This window comes from Methylobacterium sp. OAE515 (assembly GCF_041806315.1).
In the GTDB taxonomy this organism is placed as follows: Bacteria; Pseudomonadota; Alphaproteobacteria; order Rhizobiales; family Beijerinckiaceae; genus Methylobacterium; species Methylobacterium tardum.
In genome coordinates, this window is record NZ_JBGMUV010000001.1 from 862,264 (window position 1) to 877,357 (window position 15,094).

General features: G+C 70.6%; 13 protein-coding genes. 6 read left to right on the forward strand and 7 right to left on the reverse strand.

Annotated elements, in window-relative coordinates; genetic code table 11:
- Positions 1-82: 82 nt before the first annotated feature.
- Positions 83-961 carry a MipA/OmpV family protein gene (locus ABIE45_RS04090; protein WP_192710415.1) on the forward strand — a complete coding sequence of 293 codons (879 nt, stop codon included), beginning with the start codon at positions 83-85 and terminating at the stop codon, positions 959-961.
- 66 nt (positions 962-1,027) lie between these two features.
- Entirely contained in the window at positions 1,028-1,249 is a 222-nt protein-coding gene (locus ABIE45_RS04095; protein WP_192710414.1) for a heavy-metal-associated domain-containing protein, read from the forward strand.
- Between the two features lie 48 nt (positions 1,250-1,297).
- On the opposite strand, the gene ABIE45_RS04100 is transcribed toward ABIE45_RS04095, so the two are convergent.
- Complete coding sequence (locus ABIE45_RS04100) at positions 1,298-1,447, reverse strand: hypothetical protein (protein WP_192710413.1); 150 nt, start codon at positions 1,445-1,447, stop codon at positions 1,298-1,300.
- Between the two features lie 399 nt (positions 1,448-1,846).
- Between ABIE45_RS04100 and mnmG the strand changes: the two genes are divergently transcribed.
- The 4 genes from mnmG (at position 1,847) to ABIE45_RS04120 (ending at position 6,272) form a co-directional block, all read left to right on the forward strand.
- Complete coding sequence (mnmG, locus tag ABIE45_RS04105) at positions 1,847-3,739, forward strand: tRNA uridine-5-carboxymethylaminomethyl(34) synthesis enzyme MnmG (protein ID WP_192710412.1); 1,893 nt, start codon at positions 1,847-1,849, stop codon at positions 3,737-3,739.
- Complete coding sequence (gene rsmG / locus ABIE45_RS04110) at positions 3,736-4,371, forward strand: 16S rRNA (guanine(527)-N(7))-methyltransferase RsmG (protein WP_192710411.1); 636 nt, start codon at positions 3,736-3,738, stop codon at positions 4,369-4,371. The genes mnmG and rsmG overlap by 4 nt, the downstream gene beginning before the upstream one ends.
- Entirely contained in the window at positions 4,368-5,225 is an 858-nt protein-coding gene (locus tag ABIE45_RS04115) for a ParA family protein (protein WP_373622158.1), read from the forward strand. Before rsmG ends, ABIE45_RS04115 begins: the two co-directional genes overlap by 4 nt.
- A 150-nt stretch (positions 5,226-5,375) precedes the next feature.
- Complete coding sequence (locus ABIE45_RS04120; protein ID WP_192710494.1) at positions 5,376-6,272, forward strand: ParB/RepB/Spo0J family partition protein; 897 nt, start codon at positions 5,376-5,378, stop codon at positions 6,270-6,272.
- 245 nt (positions 6,273-6,517) lie between these two features.
- On the opposite strand, the gene holA is transcribed toward ABIE45_RS04120, so the two are convergent.
- The 6 genes from holA to ABIE45_RS04150 form a co-directional block, all read right to left on the reverse strand.
- Positions 6,518-7,549 carry a DNA polymerase III subunit delta gene (gene holA, locus ABIE45_RS04125; RefSeq protein WP_192710409.1) on the reverse strand — a complete coding sequence of 344 codons (1,032 nt, stop codon included), beginning with the start codon at positions 7,547-7,549 and terminating at the stop codon, positions 6,518-6,520.
- Between the two features lie 6 nt (positions 7,550-7,555).
- Positions 7,556-8,101, reverse strand: coding sequence for an LPS assembly lipoprotein LptE (gene lptE / locus ABIE45_RS04130; RefSeq protein WP_192710408.1), 546 nt, complete (start codon positions 8,099-8,101; stop codon positions 7,556-7,558).
- A 129-nt stretch (positions 8,102-8,230) separates the two neighbouring features.
- Positions 8,231-9,184, reverse strand: a complete 954-nt coding sequence (locus ABIE45_RS04135) for an AEC family transporter (RefSeq protein WP_192710407.1) — start codon at positions 9,182-9,184, stop codon at positions 8,231-8,233.
- A 106-nt stretch (positions 9,185-9,290) separates the two neighbouring features.
- A complete protein-coding gene (locus ABIE45_RS04140) occupies positions 9,291-11,525 on the reverse strand; it encodes a TonB-dependent siderophore receptor (RefSeq protein WP_192710406.1) in 2,235 nt (744 codons plus the stop codon).
- Between the two features lie 173 nt (positions 11,526-11,698).
- Positions 11,699-13,924 (reverse strand): TonB-dependent siderophore receptor, encoded by a 2,226-nt coding sequence (locus ABIE45_RS04145; protein ID WP_192710405.1) that lies wholly within the window; start codon positions 13,922-13,924, stop codon positions 11,699-11,701.
- 260 nt (positions 13,925-14,184) lie between these two features.
- Positions 14,185-15,069, reverse strand: coding sequence for a phosphatase PAP2 family protein (locus tag ABIE45_RS04150; protein WP_192710404.1), 885 nt, complete (start codon positions 15,067-15,069; stop codon positions 14,185-14,187).
- Positions 15,070-15,094 lie beyond the last annotated feature (25 nt).

The window sequence follows — 15,094 nt, forward strand, 5'->3', positions numbered from 1 at the left end:
CACGGCCGACCCGATTGCGAGGCGTTCCGGGGAGGGTTGCGCGGCTTGCGAATGCGGAGCGGATGAAAAGGCGCCATAAAGCGTGGCCATGACGTCAGTCTCCCTCCGTCCCTCTCGAATCCGCGCCGTGCTCGGCGCCGCCGCGCTCGTCGCCGCCAGCGTTCCGACGGCGTCGCGCGCCGCCGATCTCGGCGCGGTGCTGCCGCGCGCCACGCCGACCTTCGCGATGGTCGATCCCAGCACCTGGATCGTGACGGTGAGCGGCTCGATCCAGGCCGTGCCGCGCTATCCTGGCGCGAGCGACTACACGGCGGTGGGTTATCCCTCGATTGACATCCGCCGGGTCGGGGAGCCGCGCCGCTTCTCGGCCCCCGACGACGGTTTCAGCCTGTCCCTCTACGACAGCGAGACCTTCCGGATCGGGCCGACCGCCCGCTTCGTGCCGGGCCGCTACTACGGCGACGACCGGCGCCACCTGTTCGGCTTCCGCGACGCGCGTTTCGCGGTCGAGCCGGGCGTGTTCGCGGAATTCTACCCGGTCTCGTTCATCCGCACCCGCGCCGAGATCCGGCAGGGCATCTACGGACATCACGGTACGGTCGGCTCAGTGGCGGCCGACTATCTGATACCGGTCGACAAGCTCCTGTTCTCGATCGGGCCGCGCTTCAACATCGGCGATGCCAGCTTCGCCCGGAAGTATTTCGGCGTGTCCCCGACCGAGGCGGCCCTCAACGGCCGCGTCACCCCCTACGATCCGGACAGCTTCTACTCGGCGGGCGCTCTCGGCGCCGTGACCTACACGCCGAACGAGACCTGGGCCTACACGGCCTATGCCGGCTACACCCGGATCCTGGGCGTGTCCGGCGACAGCCCGCTGGTGCGCCGTCCCTTCGGCAACCCGAATCAGTATCAGTTCGGCCTGCGGATCGATTACGCGTTCCGGATGCCGGCCCTGTTCTGAGCCGCCCGCCTTGCGCGGGGCGGATCCGGTCCCGACATCCCGGGGCCTGGCTTCTCGGAGGACGCGATGGACGCGACGCACACGGATCTGCTGATGCGGGTCGAGGGCATGACCTGCGACGGCTGCGCCGCGGCAGTGACCCGAACGGTCCAGCGCCTCGATCCCGCGGCCGAGGTTCAGGTCGACCGCGCGACCGGGCAGGTGGCGATCCGCACCGACGCGCAGGCCCTGGTGGTCGTCGAAGCCCTGACCAAGGCGGGCTACACGGCCACCGCGATGACCGGCTGAGCCGGCTCCGGCAGCGGCCCGAGGCTGGGTCTCCGGCCGCTGTGGGTCTCAGGAGCGAGTCAGGAACATCCCGGTCAGCAGCAGGGCGAAACCCGCGAGGCCAAACAGGCCTTCCTTGCGCTTTGTGCTGTCGAGGAAATGGGCGGCGGCGCCGGCCGCGCAACAGACGGCACCCAGGCCGATCGTCAGCGACGACATCTCGATCTCTCCTCACCGCGCGTCGCTCCGCGACGCAGCGAAACAATCCCCCGCGTGGGCCTGACGGACGCCGTTGTCCGTTCAGGATTCCGTGACGGCCAAGACTTGCATGGCCGGGACCACCTGGCAAGGGCGGCCGGGACAGTCCTCACCGGCCAGCTCGAAGTATAGCATCGTCGCGGGACAGAGGCGGGCGGCGCGCAGGCTCGGAATACTGTACTGCCGTATTGCCGGTCCGCGCGATCCCGGCCCGACCGGGCGGGCCGCGGCGGGCGGACGGCGCGACGCGTTGACCGCCGCGTCCGCGCGCGCTTAGACCGGCCTGACCGGCCCGACCTGGGGCCCCTCCCCCGTGCGGACGATGCGGCGGGACTTCAGCGAAAGGCCGCGCGTCACCCGATGCCCACCCCCTCACCCGACCGGTTCGACGTCGCGATCGTCGGCGGCGGCCATGCCGGCGTCGAGGCCGCCGCCGCCGCGGCGCGCTGCGGCGCGCGCACCGCCCTGGTCACCCACGACCCGGCCACGATCGGGGCGATGTCGTGCAACCCCGCCATCGGCGGCCTCGGCAAGGGCCACCTCGTGCGCGAGGTCGATGCCCTGGACGGGCTGATGGGCCGCGTCGCGGACGCCGCCGGCATCCAGTTCCGCCTGCTCAACCGCCGCAAGGGACCGGCGGTGCGCGGCCCCCGGACCCAGGCCGACCGGAAGCTCTACGCGGCCGCCATGCAGGCGGCCATCGCCGAGACAGCCGGCCTGACGGTGATCGCGGGGGCCTGCGAGGATCTCGTCCTCGACACCGGCGGCCGCATCGCCGGTCTCGTCCTGGCCGACGGCCGTACCCTCGCCTGCGCCGCCGTGGTGCTGACCACCGGCACCTTCCTGCGCGGCCTGATCCATATCGGCGAGCGGCAGATCCCGGCGGGCCGCGTCGGCGAGGCGCCGGCGGTCGGGCTCGCGCGGACGCTGGACCGCCTCGGCCTGCGCCTCGGGCGCCTGAAGACCGGTACGCCGCCGCGCCTCGACGGCCGGACCATCGACTGGGCCGCTCTGGAGATGCAGGAGGCCGATGCCGAGCCGGTGCCGTTCTCGACGCTGACCGAGCGGATCACCAATCCGCAGATCCGGTGCGGCATCACCCGGACGAGCCAAGCCGTCCACGACCTGATCCGCGCCAACCTGCACCGGTCGCCGATGTATTCCGGCGGCATCGCCAGCCGCGGGCCGCGCTACTGCCCGTCCATCGAGGACAAGGTGGTGCGCTTCGGCGACCGCGAAGGGCACCAGATCTTCCTGGAGCCCGAGGGGCTCGACGACCCGACCATCTACCCGAACGGCATCTCGACGGCCCTTCCGGAAGAGGTGCAGCAGGCGATCATCCGGGCGATTCCAGGGCTGGAGCGGGCCGCGATCCTCCGGCCGGGCTATGCCATCGAGTACGATTACGTCGACCCGCGCGAGCTCGACACGGGCCTGCAGGTGAAGCGCCTGCCGGGGCTGTTCCTGGCCGGCCAGATCAACGGCACCACCGGCTACGAGGAGGCGGCCGGCCAGGGGCTGGTGGCCGGCCTCAACGCCGCCCGATCCGCCGGCGGCCTCGACATCGCGGGCTTCGACCGGGCCGAATCCTACCTCGGCGTGATGATCGACGACTTGGTGACCCACGGGGTCAGCGAGCCGTACCGGATGTTCACGTCGCGCTCCGAGTACCGGCTGTCCCTGCGGGTGGACAACGCCGATGCCCGGCTGACCCCGCGCGGGGAGGCCCTGGGCTGCGTCGGCCGCCACCGGGCGGCGCATTTCGCGGCGTCGCAGCAGGAACTCGACGCGGCCCGGGCGCGGCTCGACGCGGTCAGCCTGACGCCGAGCCAGGCAGCGGCCCACGGGATCAGCTTGAACCGCGACGGCATCCGCCGGACGGGCTTCCAGCTGCTCGCCTATCCGGAAATCGCATGGCCCGATCTGGCGGAAATCTGGCCCGACCTCGCCGCGGTCGCGCCGCGGATCGCCGACCGGCTCAAGACCGACGCGACCTATGCGGTCTATCTCGATCGTCAGAATGCCGACATCGCGGCCTTCCGCCGGGACGAGGCCGTACGCCTGCCGGCCGGGCTGGACTACGCGGCGATCAGCGGTCTCTCCAACGAGATGCGGGTGAAGCTCGAGGCGGTGCGCCCCGGGACCCTCGGGCAGGCCGCGCGCATCGAAGGCGTGACCCCGGCCGCGCTGACGCTGCTCGCCGCCCATGCCCGGCGCGGCGCGCGGGAGAACGCGAATCGTCTGTCGGCATGACCGATCCCGACCGCGCCCGTGTCCTCGCCGGCTCCCGTGTTTCACGTGAAACAGCCGAGCGGCTCGACCTCTACGTCGCCCAGCTCCGCCGCTGGCAGCCGATCAAGAACCTCGTTGGCCCCGCCACCCTGGACGAGGTCTGGCGCCGGCATATCGACGATGCGCTGCAGCTCCTCGACCTCGCCCCGGAGGCCCGGACTTGGCTCGATCTCGGCTCCGGGGCCGGTATCCCGGGGCTGATCCTGGCCATTGCCGGAACCGAGCGCGGGATCCAGGTGGACCTCGTGGAGAGCAACGCGCGCAAATGCGCCTTCCTCACCGAGACGGCCCGCCTCACCGGCGCACCGGTCAGGGTGCGCAACGCCCGCATCGAGGCGGTGATCGACGCGTATCAGGGCATCGAGGTCGTCTGCGCCCGGGCCCTCGCACCCCTGACGCAGCTCCTCACCTGGACGGCGCCGCTGTTGAAAACGGGCACCACCGGTCTGTTTCCGAAGGGCCGGGATGTACAAGCCGAATTGACCCAGGCGTCCGCGCAGTGGACAGTCGTTAACGACCTCGTGCCGAGCCGGACCGATTCCGCTGCCCGGATCGTGCGCGTCACTGCCCTCGCCGCCCCGAGCCACCGATGAGCGAACCGATCCTCGGCGAGTCCGCCGACCGGTCCATGGATTCATCCATGCGACGCCCTCTGCGCGTTCTGGCGCTCGCCAACCAGAAGGGCGGCGTCGGCAAGACCACCACGGCGATCAACCTCGGCACCGCGCTGGCGGCGATCGGCGAGGACGTGCTGGTGATCGACCTCGATCCGCAGGGCAACGCCTCCACGGGGCTCGGGATCGACCGCGCCAAGCGGCGGGTCTCGACCTACGAGGTGATGGCTGGCGAGGCCTCGCTGGCGCAGGCGGTGGTGCCGACCGCCGTGCCGCGGCTGTCGATCGCGCCCTCGACCATGGATCTCCTCGGGCTCGAGCTGGAGCTGGCCACCCTGCCCGACCGGGCGCACCGGCTGCGCTCGATGCTCAAGAGCCTGACCCAGGCGCCGAGCCTGTCGAAGATCAGCTACGTGCTGATCGACTGCCCGCCCTCTCTGAACCTGCTGACCATCAACGCGCTGGCGGCGGCCGATGCCGTGCTGGTGCCGCTGCAATGCGAGTTCTTCGCCCTGGAGGGTCTGAGCCAGCTGCTGCGGACGGTCGAGCAGGTGCGCGGCGCCCTCAATCCGAAGCTGACGATCCAGGGCATCGTGCTGACGATGTTCGACCCGCGCAACAACCTCTCTGCCCAGGTCGTGGCGGATGTGCGCGGCTTCATGGGCGACAAGGTCTACGAGACTGTGATCCCCCGCAACGTCCGCATCTCCGAGGCGCCCTCGCACGGCAAGCCGGCCCTGCTGTACGACCTGAAATGCGCCGGCAGCCAGGCCTATCTGCGCCTGGCCTCGGAGGTGATCCAGCGCGAGGGCCGGGTCCCGGCCGCGGCCTGATCGGACTGCGCGAGCGCCCCGCGGACCGGATGCCGGCTGGCTCCGGAGGGCGCATCGAACCAGGAGCCGTACCCGACGAGGTCGGAACGGCGCCGATGAGCCCCTCGCCGATCCGGGGGGTATGTGTGGAGCGTGACACGGGTGGCGATCATGGCGGAGGAGGGGGCAAGACCCCGACTGGGGCGCGGCCTCGCGGCGCTGATCGGTGATTTCGGCGACACGGGACAGGCCGCTGCCGCGAAGGTGGACGCGCAGCGCAGGGTCCCGGTGGAGTTCCTGCGGCCGAACCCGCGCAACCCGCGCCGGAGCTTCAGCGAGACGGAACTGTCCGAGCTGGCGACCTCGATCGGTCAGCGCGGCATCATCCAGCCGATCGTGGCGCGGCCGATCGGTGACGTGCCCGGCACGTTCGAGATCGTCGCCGGCGAGCGGCGCTGGCGGGCGGCCCAGCGGGCCGGGCTCGACGAGGTGCCGGTGGTGGTCGTCGAGATCGACGACCGCGCCTCGCTGGAATTCGCCATCCTGGAGAATGTCCAGCGCAGCGACCTCAACCCGATCGAGGAGGCGTCGGGCTACGAGCGCCTGATGCAGGACTTCTCGTACACGCAGAAGGAGCTGGCCGAGATCCTCGGCAAGAGCCGCAGCCACCTCGCCAACACCCTGCGCCTGCTCAACCTGCCGGCCGCCGTGCAGGAGCGCGTCGTCGAGGGCGAGCTGACCGCCGGCCATGCCCGGGCGCTGCTCGCGGTCCGGGATCCGGAGGCCCTGGCCCGCCGGGCCGTGGCGGAGGGCCTGTCGGTCCGGGACGTGGAGGCCATCGCGGCCGCCGAGGCCCAGCCGAACGAGGCGCCCCGGCCCGGCCGCCCGCGCCTGTCCGCGGAGCGCGCCGCCCCGGTGCGCGACCTCGAATTGCGAATCCACCGGGCGCTGGGCGTCCCGGTCTCGTACCGCCCGAAGGACGAGTCCTCCGGCGAGATCCGCATCCGCTACGAGACCCAGGACGAGCTACAGGGGCTGCTCAACCGCTTCCGGGTGTCGGACGGCTGAGACCAAGCCGGCCTGCTTCGGGGCGCCGGGCTCGATCCCAACCTGCCCCTCATCCTGCGGTGCCCGCGTCAGCGGGCCTCGAAGAAGGCTCCGGGGATCGCGTGGCTGGAGCCCTCCTTCGAGGCCTCCGCTGCGCTCCGGCACCTCGGGATGAGGTCGGGTCTCGGAGCAGGGTGGGTCGAGCGGGCGTTCTGCCGGGCGCGCCAGCCCCGCAACGCCCCGGCGGGTCGCTCCCGCGCCCTGCCCTACCGCCGACGCCGCGCTCCGGCCTCGGCGACGCGCAGCAGGGCCGCTGAGGCCAGGGCGTGGGCCAGTTCCGGCTCGGCCCGCCGGCAGGCCAGGACGGCCGCCTGAAGGGCCGCCACCGCCTGCCGCAGGGTACCGGGCGGCCAGACGCCGAGCTGGCCCTCGATGCTGGCCTTGCGCTTGAAATGCAGGCCGCGCCACGTCGCCACCATCAGGGCGGGCGTCTTGTCGGGGTTGTCGAGGCGGGTGGTGAGCAGCGTCAGGGCGTGCCGCAGCGCCGAGCCCAGGACCACGCCGGGATCGAGACCCTCGTGCCGGAAGCGCCGGTAATCGCGCTCCACCGCGTCGCGGCGGCCGTCGAAGGCCGCGTCGATCAGGGTGTTGAGCACGCTAGCGGCGACGTCGCTGGTGACGGCCTCGACATGGTCGAGGGTCACGGTCCCCGCACCGGCCGCGTAGAGGGCGAGCTTCTCGATTTCCATCAGGCTGGCCCGGCGGTCACCGCCGAGGCTCCGTGCCAGGACCTCGCGGGCGGCGCGGTCGATGCGCAGGCCGCGCTCCTGGAGGGTGCGCTCGATCAGGTCCGAGAGGGTGCGCTCGTCGTCGGCGTAGCAGGGAATTGCCAGAGCCTTGGCCGAGCGCTCGCACAGGGTGCGCAACGGGTTGTTCTTGGCGAGGTCGCCGGCCTCCACGACGATCCGGGCGTCGGCGACCGTGGCGCCCAGCACCGCCTCGACCGCGGGCGCGTAGTTGCGGGTGCCGGGCCGGACCCAGATCGCCCGGCGGCCGCCGAACAGGCCCATCGTGCCGGCCTCGTCGCAGAGCCGGCCCGGATCGGAGGCGAGGGCGTCGCCGTCGATCCGCACCAGGGCGAAGGGGTCGGCCGGGTCGGTGACGAAATCCTCGGCGAGCTTGCGGGCGCGCTCGGTGACGAGACCCGTGTCGGGTCCGTAGACGAGGATCACCGGGATGCGCGGGTCGGGCCCACGCCGGATCAGCCCCTCGATCTCACCGGCCTTGACCGCGGTCACCGCGGCTTACGGCTTGGTCGAGAGCACGGCCGCGAGGCGGCTCTTGATCTGGTCGGAGAGCACGCTGGCGAGGCGGATCTCGGCGTCGCGCGCCGCCCGCTGGCTGGCAAAGCGCTGGACCGACCGGTCGTAGGTCGCGGTCGAGGTCGCCACGCCCTCGGTGTAGACCTTGGCACCCGTCATGTCCTCGAGGCTGTACTTGATGTTGGCCACCAGGGTGCCGGCCTCGGCGCGGCCGGTCGTCGAGGAGACGATCGGGGTCTGGACGATCTCGGAGCCCGAAAGCTTCAGCCGGTAGCGCTTGGCCGAGGGCTGGCCCGACCCGTCGAGGTCGAAGACCAGCTCGCTGCGCAGGTAATGCCCGAGCCGCTCCTGGCCCTGGGCCATCACCACGTCGTCGACCTGCACGGAGGCGAGCAGCGCCTGGACGGTCTCGCCGGAGGCCGTCGGCCCGTAGAGCGGGCGAAAGCAGGCCGAGAGGTTCAGCGCCAGGCCGGCCACGCAGGCGAGACGGCCGACCCGACCCGCGATCGATACCCCAGACCTCACCATCAGCCGCCGTTCCGCCCCGCTTCGCCGGATCGTTCTAGCGCGGACACAGAGGCCCGCGCCATGACGCTAGGTCCGAAGCGTTACGATTCCTCTGCGGCAAGAGCGTGGTCGCCAGGTATCGGCCACGTTTCAGAGCGTCGCCAGGTAGCCCGAGACCGTCAGGACCGCCAGCACCGTCGAGACCAGCACCACCGTGGCGGTCAGGTCGGCCTCGCGCCGGTAGAACTCCGCCAGCATGAAAGGTCCGGTCCCGGTGGGCAGCGCCGCCATCAGCACCGCCACGTGCAGCAGGAGCGGCGGCAGGTCGAACAGGTAGCGGCCGAGCCCGTAGGCCAGCAGCGGATGGGCGGCGAGCTTCAGCCCGACGAGGAGCCCCGCCACCCGCCCCTGCCCGCTCTGCCGCCCGCGCTTCTGGGCCAGGAACAGGCCGAGCGCCACCAGGGCGCAGGGCGAGGCCGCGCCGCCGAGGAGCTTCAGGAAAGTCTCCACGGGCGTCGGCAGAGCGAGCCCGAGGCTCGGCACCAGGGCCCCCAGTGCCGGCGCCACCAAGAGCGGGTTGCGCAGCAGCGACCGGCCGACCGTGCGCCAGACCGGGCCGCGGGCGCCGCCCTGCCCGGCCGCGGCCGCCTCGCGCCGCAGCCCGGTCTCGATCAGCACGATCGCCACCGCGAACACGGCGCAGACGGTGAGGATCGTCGCCACCGTGGTGGGGGCCAGCGCCTCGGGACCGAAGGCCACGAGCGCCAGGGGGAAGCCCATGAAGCCGGTGTTGGCGTAGCCGGCATTGAGCCCGTCCAGAGCAGCATCGGCGAGCGGACGCCCCTCCCCCCGCCGGATCAGCACCGTGAGCGCGAAGATCGCGAGGCTGCTGAGGCCGAAGGCGCCGATGAAGCCGGGCTTCCAGATGGCGCTCCAATGGGCGTGGGCGGTGACGTCGAACAACAGCGCCGGCAGCGCCAGGAAGACCACGAATCGGTTGAGCTCGGTGGTGGCGGCGGCACCGAGCACGCCGATCCGCCGGGCCAGCCAGCCGGCGAAGATCAGCGCGAAGATCGGCAGCACGACCAGGAGGGTCGAGAGCATGGCGGGCCCGGGGCGGAGGACGATGCTCCGGCCTTAGGACGGATTCCGCGCCGATCTCCAGTGCCGGGGGCGGGGGCCAGCCATGCCGGCGCCCGCCCCTACGGGATCACCAGCGGTAGATCAGGCTGCCGATGACGGTGGCCGGGGCGCCTCGGAAGCAGTTTCCGAACGCGCAGGTGTTATAGGTCCGGTCGAAGATGTTGTAGGCGTTGATCTGCGCGCGCAGGCCCTGATACTTCGGGTCGATCACGGCGAAATCGTATGCGACCAGCGCGTCGTAGAGCGTCACGGTGGGGTTGCGCACCGTGTTGTCGTCGTCGGCGAAGCTGGTGCCGATGTAGCGGATGCCGCCGCCGATCGTCAGGCCCCGGAAGGCCGAGTAGGTCGGGAACGCGTAGGTGAGGAACGACGCGTAGGTGTCGCTTGGGATGCCGGAGACGCGGTTCCCGTCCTGGTTGGCGCCCCCGAACGAGGTCTGGCTCAGGAAGCGGAAATCGAGGTGCGTGTAGGCGATGGTCAGGTTCGTGCCCGGCGCGAGGTTGGCGGTCGCCTCGGCCTCGAAGCCGCGGGAGCGCACCGAGCCGGTCGCGGCCTGGAAGGCGATGTTGGTCGGGTCGGTGCGCAGGATGCTCGACTGCTCGATGTCGAAGCCCGCGAAGGCGGTCTGGATGTTGGTGCCGGGGATCAGGTACTTCACGCCGGCCTCGATCTGGTCGCCGCTCGCCGGCTTGAAGGCCTGGCCGCGAGCATCCGTGCCGACCTGGGGCGTGAAGGTCGTGGCGTAGCTCGCGTAGGGCACGAGGCCGGGCGCCAGCACGTAGCCGAGGCCGACGCGGCCGGTGAAGGCGGTGTCGTCCTGGCGGGTGACCGCGCTGACCGGCGTCGTGCGGTTGTCCTGGAAGATCCAGTCGTGGCGCCCGTTCAGCGTCAGGATGAAGTCGCCGAACCGGGCTTGATCCTGCAGATAGACGCCGATCTGGTCCTGGGCCTGCCGCGTCGGGCTCGCCAGCGTCGGCGTCGGGATGAATTGCCGGCCGTAATTCTGGGTGATGAGGTTGAGGTCGGGGGCGGGGCCGCCGCCGAAGCGGTTGCTCAGACCGTAATGGGCGTAGTCCACGCCCGCCACCAGGGTGTGGGAGACCGGGCCGGTGACGAGGTGCGCCTCGAGCTGGTTGTCCAGCGTCTGCTGCACCAGCCCCTCGCGGATATAGCCGGTCGAGCGGGAGCCCAGCGTGCGCGCTTCGTTGATGGAATCGATGCTGGTGTATTTGGCGCTGAGGAAGATCCCGTAGTGCCGGAAGTTCTGGCGGAAGATCAGGTCGTCCGAGAACCGGTGCTCAAAGGCGTAGCCGATCCGGTACTGCGTCTGGTCGAGCCCGGCGAAGCGCGGGTCGCCGCTGTAATACTTGGTCACCCGGAAGCCGGGATCGTTGTAGTAGAACACGGTGGCCGGCGTGTTCCGGACCTGGAATTCGCTCAGGAAGGTGAGGGTGGTGTCGGCCGAGGGCTTCCACGTGAAGGCCGGGGCGATGTTGAGCTGGTCGTCGTTGGTGCCGCGGCCGATGAAGGTGCCGGCTTCCCGGCGCACGCCGGTCAGCCGGTAGGCCATGGTGCCGTTCGAGCCCTCCACCGGGCCGCCGAGGTCGAAATTGCCCTGGAAGCGGTCGAAGCTGCCGGACTGGAACCAGACCTCGCCGAAGGGCGCGAAGACCGGGCGCTTCGAGGTGGCGTCGAGGATGCCACCCGGTGAGCCGAGGCCGTAGAGGCCCGAGGCCGGCCCGCGCAGGACCGTCACGGCCTCCAGCCCGTAGGGCTCGATGCGCGGGAAGATGAAGCCGCTGCCGATCTGGCGCAGGCCGTCCCGGTAGGTGCCCTGATTGGAGAGCACGTCGAAGCCGCGGATGAAGACCTGATCGAAGCGGGGGTCGAAGCCCGAGACGTTGATGGTGGCGCCCGGCACGTAGGCGAGGGCGTCGCTGAAGCTCTGGACGTTGCGGTCGTTGAGCTGCTCGCGGGTGACCACCGAGACGGATTGCGGGGTCTCGATCAGCGGTGTGTTGGTCTTGGTGGCGGTCGGGCTGATCCGGGCGACGTAGCCGGTGACGCCGGAGGGGCCGCCCCCGCCCCCGCTGGTGGCCGAGCTGTTGCCGCCGTCGCCGCCGCTGACATTGCCGCCCGCCCCGGAGACCGCCGGACCGGTCACGACTTGGCCGGCAGCCTCGACCGAGAGTTCGTTGAGCTGGACATCGGCGGGCTGGGCCGCGGCGCGACTGACCATGTGGGGCCCGACGAGGGCCGTGGAGGCGAGGAGCAGACCGAGGGAGGCAGAACGCGTGAACATCAAAGACCCTGTATTCGCGCCGTTGATCGGCACTTGAGGTCCTCTTCACCCGTTCACGGTTTGTTGATCAAGCCGAAAACGTGTTCTAGATCACACACTTAGAACGTTTAAAATGTGAAACGGTTCGAAGCTGAGGCCCACCTCGGAGCCGGCACAGACTGACCGGCCCTTCACTACCAGCGGTAGATCAGGCTGCCGATCACCGTGGCGGGGGCGCCGCGGTAGCAGAAGCCGGACTGGCACGTGTAGTAGTCGCGGTCGAAGATGTTGAACGCGTTGATCTGCGCCCGGAAGCCTTTGTACTTCGGGTCCAAAGCCGCGAAATCGTAGGCCACCAAGGCGTCGAATTGCGTCACCGTCGGGTTGCGCACGGTGTTGAGGTCGTCGGCGAAGCTCGTGCTCGTGTAGCGGATGCCACCGCCGATCTGCAGGCCGCGCAGCGGCGAGGCGGGCGGGAATTGATAGGTCCCGAAGGCCGCGAAGGTGTCGCCCGGGATGCCCGAGACGGCATTGCCGCTGATCGATTGGGTCGTGCCCGGGAAGGTCGCGTTGCGATAGCGCAGGTCGAGATGCGTGTAGGCGACGGTCAGATTTGTCCCCGGCGCGAAATTGGCGGTCAGCTCGGCCTCGAAGCCCTTGGACTGGACCGATCCCGAGGCGACCTGATTGGCGACGTTGGTCGGATCGGTCTGCAGGACGCTCGACTGCACGATATCGAAGCCGGCAAAACTTCCGGTGATGTTGGTGTCCTGGATGGCGTACTTCACGCCGGCCTCGATCTGATCACCGGTGGCGGGCTTGAACGGGCGGCCGTTGATGTCGACGCCGAGCTGCGGCGTGAAGGTCGTGGCGTAGCTCGCGTAGGGCACCAGCCCCGGCGCCAGCAGGTAGTTGAGACCGGCGCGGCCCGTGAAGGCGGAATCGTCCTGGCTCCGCGCCGCACCGAGGCTGCCGGGCGTGCCGGCGCGGGTGGACTGGCTGACGAAATCCTGGCGGCCGGTCAGCGTCAGGACGAAGCGGTCGAACTTCGCCTGCTCCTGGATGTAGAGGCCGATCTGGTCCTGCGACTGCTCGGAGGCCGAGGCGAGGGCCGGGCGGGGCACGAAGGTGCGGTAGCGGAAGGTCGAGAAGTCGCTGACGCCCGCGAGGTTGAGGTCCGGGATCAGGCCGAAGCCGGCATCGCGCCGGTAATCGTAGTGGAGGTAATCGACGCCGGCGAGCAAGGTGTGGCTCACCGGGCCGGTGATGAGATGCGCCTCGAGCTGGTTGTCGACCGCTACGTAGCCGAGCCGGTCGTGGATCAGCCCATTCTCGCGCTGGGCCGAGAGGCCGGTGACGCTGTCGATCTGCGTGTAGGCGAGATGGCTGTCGATGTTCTGGTAACGGAAGTTCTGGCGAAAGATCAGGTCGTCCGAGAACCGGTGCTCGAAGGCGTAGCCGATGCGGTAGGAATCCTGGTTCAGGGCGTTGAAGGCCGCGTCGCCCTGGTAGAGGCGGGTGATGACGAAGCCCGGCGCGGTGTAGAAGGCCGAGGTGCCGGGCGCCTTGGAGTGCTGGAACTCGGTGAGCAGCGTGAAGGTGGTGTCGGCCGAGGGCTTCCAGGTCAGCGCCGGCGCGATGGTGAAGCGGTTGTCGGTGCCGCTCGGCAGGAACGTGTTCGCCTCGCGGAACGCGCCGGTCAGCCGGAAGGCGAGGGTGCCGTCCGAGCCCTCGATCGGGCTGCCGATGTCGAAATTCCCCTGGGTGCGGTCGAAGTTGCCGCCCTGGAACCAGACCTCGCCGAAGGGCACGAAGACCGGCCGCTTCGAGGTGATGTCGACGATGCCGCCCGGTGAGCCCAGCCCGTAGAGGCCGGAGGATGGTCCGCGCAGGATGGTCAGCGCCTCGGTGCCGTAGGGCTCGATCCGGGCCACCGCCTGCCCGACGCCGGGCTGGCGCAGGCCGTCGCGGAAGACGCCGTTGTTCGTCGCGGCGAAGCCGCGGATGTAGAAGGCGTCGAAGCGCGGGTCGAAGCCGAACACGTTGCTCGACACGCCGGGTGTGTAGGCCAGAGCCTCGTTGACGCTCTGGACGTTGCGGTCGTTGAGCTGCTCGCGGGTGACGACCGAGACCGATTGCGGGGTGTCGATCAGCGCGGTGTTGGTCTTGGTGGCGGTGGGGCTGACCCGGGCGACGTAGCCGGTGACCCCCGAGGGCCCGCCACCGCCCCCGCTGGTGGCCGAACTGTTGCCGTCGCCGCCGCTGACATTGCCGCCCGCGCCGGAGACGGCCGCGGCGGCCGGGGCGGGGCCTGCGGCCTCCACGGAGATCTCGTTGAGCTGCACCTTCGCCTCCTGGGCGAGGGCGGAGCCGGCGAGCGCCGTCGAGGCGAGCAGAACCGTGAGGCGGACCGAACGCATGAACCCTCGAAGCCCGAACCGACACCGGTGACCGGCGATCGCGCGCTCACGATGGGCTGCTCAAGGATGATCGGGCAAGGCAGATTCGTGTTGAAAATCACACAGTTAGAAGACCTAAAATCTATAACCGTTCCAGCCTGGCGCGCTGTTCAGAGCCGGAACTGCATCCGACCCGCGGTCAGATCCCCCACGCGCAAAAGAGCTGTCGGCGCCCCGCCGAGATCTCCGGGGGCGCGCCGCTTCATCTGCGCCGCCCGATCTCAGAACTCCAGCGGCGGCTCTCGCAGGGCGTCGGCCTCCCGGGTGCAGGTCGCCTGATCGGGCGCGGTCCCGGCCCCGGCGAGGGCGGCGCGCAACTCGGCGCGGGCTTTCTCCAGGTCGGCCCGGAAGGTCGGGTCGCCCATCAAGGCCGCGAAGACCGTGGTGCCGGTCAGCCGCCCCGCGACCACGTCGCTGAGCCAGTGGACGCCGCAGACGATCCGGCTCTCGCCGTAGGCCCGGCCGCGGACCAGGATCGGGGTCGCCTTCTCGGGCACCAGGGCCGCCAGGATCAGCGCGTAGGCCCAGCCCTGCGTCGCATGGCCGGAGGGATAGCTGAAGCTGTCGGCCAGCGCTTGGCTGCGCTGGACGCAGATCGGGGCCTCGTTGCCCACGAAGGGCCGCAGCCGGCGGTAATGCACCTTGGGACCGCGGGTGGCCCGGGCGAGGTCGAGGCGGGCCCGCTCCAGCAGGTTGATCACCGCCGGCACCCGGGTCTGGTCGATCCGGGTGCCGAGCACGCAGGCGAAGTTCTCCAGCACCGCGGCGGCGCCCTCGGCAACATCGTTGCTGGCGATCTCCCAGCGCGGGCTGCCCTTGAGGGCGCGGGTGCTGCTGAAGGCCGCCCGGTCGGCCTTGTCGAGGGGCGCGTCGTGGGCCGGCGGCGCCGGCAGGATCTTGAGGGCGTCGGGCAGCGCCGTGTCGGCGAGATAGGGTTTCGCCGCCGGCTTGCCGGGCTTGAGCGTGTCGGAGCCGAGCGACGGCGCCACGCCCGGCGGGGCAGGGCGGGGCATGTCCTCGGCCAGTGCCGGAACCGCCGCGGCGAGGAGAACGGCGAGGAGAGCGGGGAGGACGGACGGAGCGAGACGGGACGGGGTGCGCAGCATCGGATCCGGGGCTCTATCGGATGGA

Bases quoted from the DNA above. Each gene is read 5' to 3' on its own strand.
- ABIE45_RS04095 (WP_192710414.1), top strand. From the start codon at position 1,028: ATGGACGCGACGCACACGGATCTGCTGATGCGGGTCGAGGGCATGACC.
- ABIE45_RS04100 (WP_192710413.1), bottom strand. From the start codon at position 1,447: ATGTCGTCGCTGACGATCGGCCTGGGTGCCGTCTGTTGCGCGGCCGGC.
- mnmG (WP_192710412.1), top strand. From the start codon at position 1,847: ATGCCCACCCCCTCACCCGACCGGTTCGACGTCGCGATCGTCGGCGGC.
- rsmG (WP_192710411.1), top strand. From the start codon at position 3,736: ATGACCGATCCCGACCGCGCCCGTGTCCTCGCCGGCTCCCGTGTTTCA.
- ABIE45_RS04115 (WP_373622158.1), top strand. From the start codon at position 4,368: ATGAGCGAACCGATCCTCGGCGAGTCCGCCGACCGGTCCATGGATTCA.
- ABIE45_RS04120 (WP_192710494.1), top strand. From the start codon at position 5,376: ATGGCGGAGGAGGGGGCAAGACCCCGACTGGGGCGCGGCCTCGCGGCG.
- lptE (WP_192710408.1), bottom strand. From the start codon at position 8,101: ATGGTGAGGTCTGGGGTATCGATCGCGGGTCGGGTCGGCCGTCTCGCC.
- ABIE45_RS04135 (WP_192710407.1), bottom strand. From the start codon at position 9,184: ATGCTCTCGACCCTCCTGGTCGTGCTGCCGATCTTCGCGCTGATCTTC.
- ABIE45_RS04140 (WP_192710406.1), bottom strand. From the start codon at position 11,525: ATGTTCACGCGTTCTGCCTCCCTCGGTCTGCTCCTCGCCTCCACGGCC.
- ABIE45_RS04145 (WP_192710405.1), bottom strand. From the start codon at position 13,924: ATGCGTTCGGTCCGCCTCACGGTTCTGCTCGCCTCGACGGCGCTCGCC.
- ABIE45_RS04150 (WP_192710404.1), bottom strand. From the start codon at position 15,069: ATGCTGCGCACCCCGTCCCGTCTCGCTCCGTCCGTCCTCCCCGCTCTC.